This window comes from Nostocoides jenkinsii Ben 74, from assembly GCF_001046875.1.
Classification (GTDB): Bacteria; Actinomycetota; Actinomycetes; order Actinomycetales; family Dermatophilaceae; genus Nostocoides_A; species Nostocoides_A jenkinsii.
Genome location: NZ_HF571038.1, coordinates 3451863 through 3455039 on the forward strand (window position 1 = coordinate 3451863; position 3177 = coordinate 3455039).

The following is a 3177-nucleotide window of genomic DNA, read 5'->3' on the forward strand; positions in this document are numbered from 1 at the left end:
CCGCCACCGCCGGCCGCGTCTCCCGGTTGCGCCTCGACAGCGGTGAGGTCGCCTTGGCCGAGCGCGTCGCCGCCACCGACACCGACCCCGGCACCGAGGTCGGCCAGGTCGGCCTGGCCCTCAATGGCATGCTTGACAACGTCGATCACGCCTTGCAGGCCCGCCAGGAGTCCGAGATGCGCGTGCGCCAGTTCGTCGCCGACGCCTCCCACGAACTCCGCACTCCCCTCGCCAGCATCCGGGGGTATGCCGAGTTGTCCCGCCGCGAGAGCGATCCCGTCCCGGCGACGGTCGTCCATGCCCTCGGCCGCGTGGAATCCGAGGCCCTGCGGATGCAGGGACTCGTCGAGGATCTCCTCCTGCTCGCCCGGCTCGACGCCGGTCGGCCGCTGGCCCACGAGCCGGTCGACCTGACCCTGCTCGCCATGGACGCCGTCGGGGATGCCCGGGCCGCCTCGCCGGATCACCGTTGGGAGCTCAACCTCCCCGACGAACCCGTCGATGTGCCCGGCGACCAAGCCCGCCTCCACCAGGTGATCGCCAACCTCCTAGCCAACGCGCGCACCCATACGCCGGTCGGCACGCGCATCGAGACCTCGCTGCGGCAGGGGCCTGGCAAGGTGATCCTGGCCGTTACCGACGACGGCCCCGGCATCCCGGAAGAGTTGCAGCGCAACGTCTTCGAGCGCTTCGTGCGCGGCGACGAGGCGCGCAACCGGGCCTCCGGGAGCACCGGCTTGGGGCTGTCTATCGTCGCGGCAGTCACGGCCGCGCACGGCGGGCGCGTGGGGTTGGAGTCGCGGCCCGGCCGGACCTCGTTCATCGTCGAGCTGCCGTCGGCCGAGATGATCTGACCCCACTTTGCCCCGAGGGCACCCGGCCGGTTATCGTTGCCAGGCCTTGGAGGCGTCGCCTAGTCCGGTCTATGGCGCCGCACTGCTAATGCGGTTTGGGTTAATCGCCCATCGAGGGTTCAAATCCCTCCGCCTCCGCGCGCTGACGTCCGTCGCGACGTCACCCTCGTCAGGGCGGGACCAACCGGTCCCGCCCTGACGCCATTCCCCACCCTGGCGACCGGTTGCGATTAGTTGACTGGAAAGTAATTTGAGTATCAATCCAGGGGGCGCCGGATCGCCATATTCCAACTAAGGTGACGCTCATGGATGGCGCAAGCGAAGGACCCGACTTCGAGGACGCGCGCCTCCACGAACGGGTCTTGCCGGCAATGCTCGCCGTCATCGAACGCGGAGATTTCAGCGGTCCGGTGATGCGCAAGGTTGCCAACGAATGTCGAATGTCTCTCAACACACTTTATTCGATCGTTCCAAGTAAGAACGACTTGCTGCTCGCGTTAGCGATGCATCTCCAAACGCGGGCCCTGGCGGCAGTCATGGCGCAGATGCAACCCGGCGACACCGACCGGGACATCACCCGCCGAGCCGTCCACGCCAGCTTCGATGAGTTCACGCGCGTGCCGGGGCTTGCCCTCGCTATCCTCTCGGCAACGGTTCGCGACAGCGACGACCCCGACAGTGCGTTCCGCCTCGCGACGGACTCCCGGGTGCGGTCGGCGCCAGGGCTCGCAGCGCCGTTCGACCGCAACACCGACTCCTGGCGTGGCGGTCGGCTCCAAGTGCTCACGATTGGGTGGCTCGGGACGACCTACTGCTTCGCGCGCGGCATACTCACGCTCCGCGAGGCCCGCGAGGCTCTGGATTGGCTGATCAAGTCGGCCTACTTGCTCCCCATTTCCCCGTCGGCGACCTAAGCACCTCTGCGGGGGCCGTCCGCGTTACGGTGTCTCGGTGACTGGCCCGAGGCTGACTGCGGACTTCGCCGGCGCCTTCCCGGAACTCGTCCGGGAATGGCAGCCCACGCTCCCGGCGCTTCGCGAGGACGCCGACTCCCCGCAGCTGTATCTGACCAATCCGGGCGTCGCCGACGACCTCGGTCTCGAGCCTTCCTGGCTGCACAGTCAGGAGGCGCTGGAGGTGTTGGGGGCGCGCGGCATACTCCCGGAGAGTCAGCCGGTGTCCCAGGCGTATGCCGGGTCCCAGTTCGGCAGCTTCTCCCCCCTCCTCGGCGACGGGCGGGCCGTGCTGCTTGGCGAGATCACCACGCCGGCGGGCGAGCAGCGGGATCTGGCGCTCAAAGGCTCGGGACGCACACCATTCTCGCGCGGCGGCGACGGCCGTGCCGTCCTCGGCCCGGCCCTACGCGAGCACCTATTCGGCGAGGCGATGGCGGCGCTCGGCATACCCACAACTCGGGTCCTCGCCGTGGTCACCACGGGCGACCGCGTCTTCCGAGACGGGGGTATGCCGCCCGGCGCGGTCCTCACCCGCGTCGCCGCCTCCCACCTGCGCGTGGGCACCTTCGAACTCGTCGCGCGGTCGATGAGTCACGAGTCGGGAGCCGACATCCTTCCCCGGCTCGTGGCGTATGCCGCGGCACGCCACTTCCCCGACGTCGCCCCGCCGGGGCCGGACCAGGCCGGCCACCTGCTCGCCGCAGTGGCCAAGGCGCAGGCCACCCTGATGGCGGGGTGGGTCGCCGTCGGGTTCCTGCACGGGGTGATGAATACCGACAACATGGCGTTGAGCGGCGAGACGATCGATTACGGGCCGTGTGCGTGGCTGGAGGCCTACGACCCGGATGCGGTGTTCAGCTCGATCGACTCCGGTGGCCGCTATCGCTTCCGCAACCAAGCGCCGATCGCCCTGTGGAACCTCAGCCGGTTTGCCGAATCGCTCCTGCCGCTGATCGACCCGAGCCCGGACCGGGCCGTCGACCTCGCCACCGAGGTGCTGGATCGATTCCAGGTCGACTATGAGCAGGCTCGGCTGACGGCCTTCCGCGCCAAGCTGGGCCTGACCGATGCCGCCCGTCCGGGGGACGCCGAACTGATCGAGTCGCTTTTAGGTGAGCTGGCCACCAACGGCGCCGACTACACGCTGGCGTGGCGCCACTTGGCGGACGCGCTGACCTCCGGTGAGCCGATTGCCGAGGTGTCCGAGGGCTGGATGGCGGCATGGCGGGCCCGCGTGCCCGGGGAGCCAGCCGCGGTCGCCGAGGCGATGAACCGGACCAACCCGCTCTATGTTCCCCGCAACCACCTCGTCGAGGCGGCCCTGGAGGGGGCCGCGGGGGGCGAGCGCGCGGCATACGACCGGCTGG

General features: G+C 69.5%; 3 protein-coding genes and 1 tRNA gene. All 4 read left to right on the forward strand.

All coding sequences use genetic code 11. The annotated features are described in order from the left end of the window. Window positions 1-854 (forward strand): sensor histidine kinase (locus BN13_RS16440; protein ID WP_048548249.1); only part of this gene is annotated, 854 nt, incomplete at its 5' end. A gap of 48 nt (window positions 855-902) precedes the next feature. Further along, window positions 903-992, forward strand: a tRNA-Ser gene (locus BN13_RS16445). Window positions 993-1159: 167 nt separating this feature from the next. Then, entirely contained in the window at window positions 1160-1768 is a 609-nt protein-coding gene (locus BN13_RS16450) for a TetR/AcrR family transcriptional regulator (RefSeq protein ID WP_048548250.1), read from the forward strand. A 37-nt stretch (window positions 1769-1805) separates the two neighbouring features. Then, window positions 1806-3177: protein adenylyltransferase SelO (locus BN13_RS16455; RefSeq protein WP_053079836.1), on the forward strand; the 1372-nt coding region annotated here is incomplete at its 3' end.

Coding starts and splice junctions, on each gene's coding strand:
- BN13_RS16450 (WP_048548250.1), top strand. CDS start 1,160: ATGGATGGCGCAAGCGAAGGACCCGACTTCGAGGACGCGCGCCTCCAC.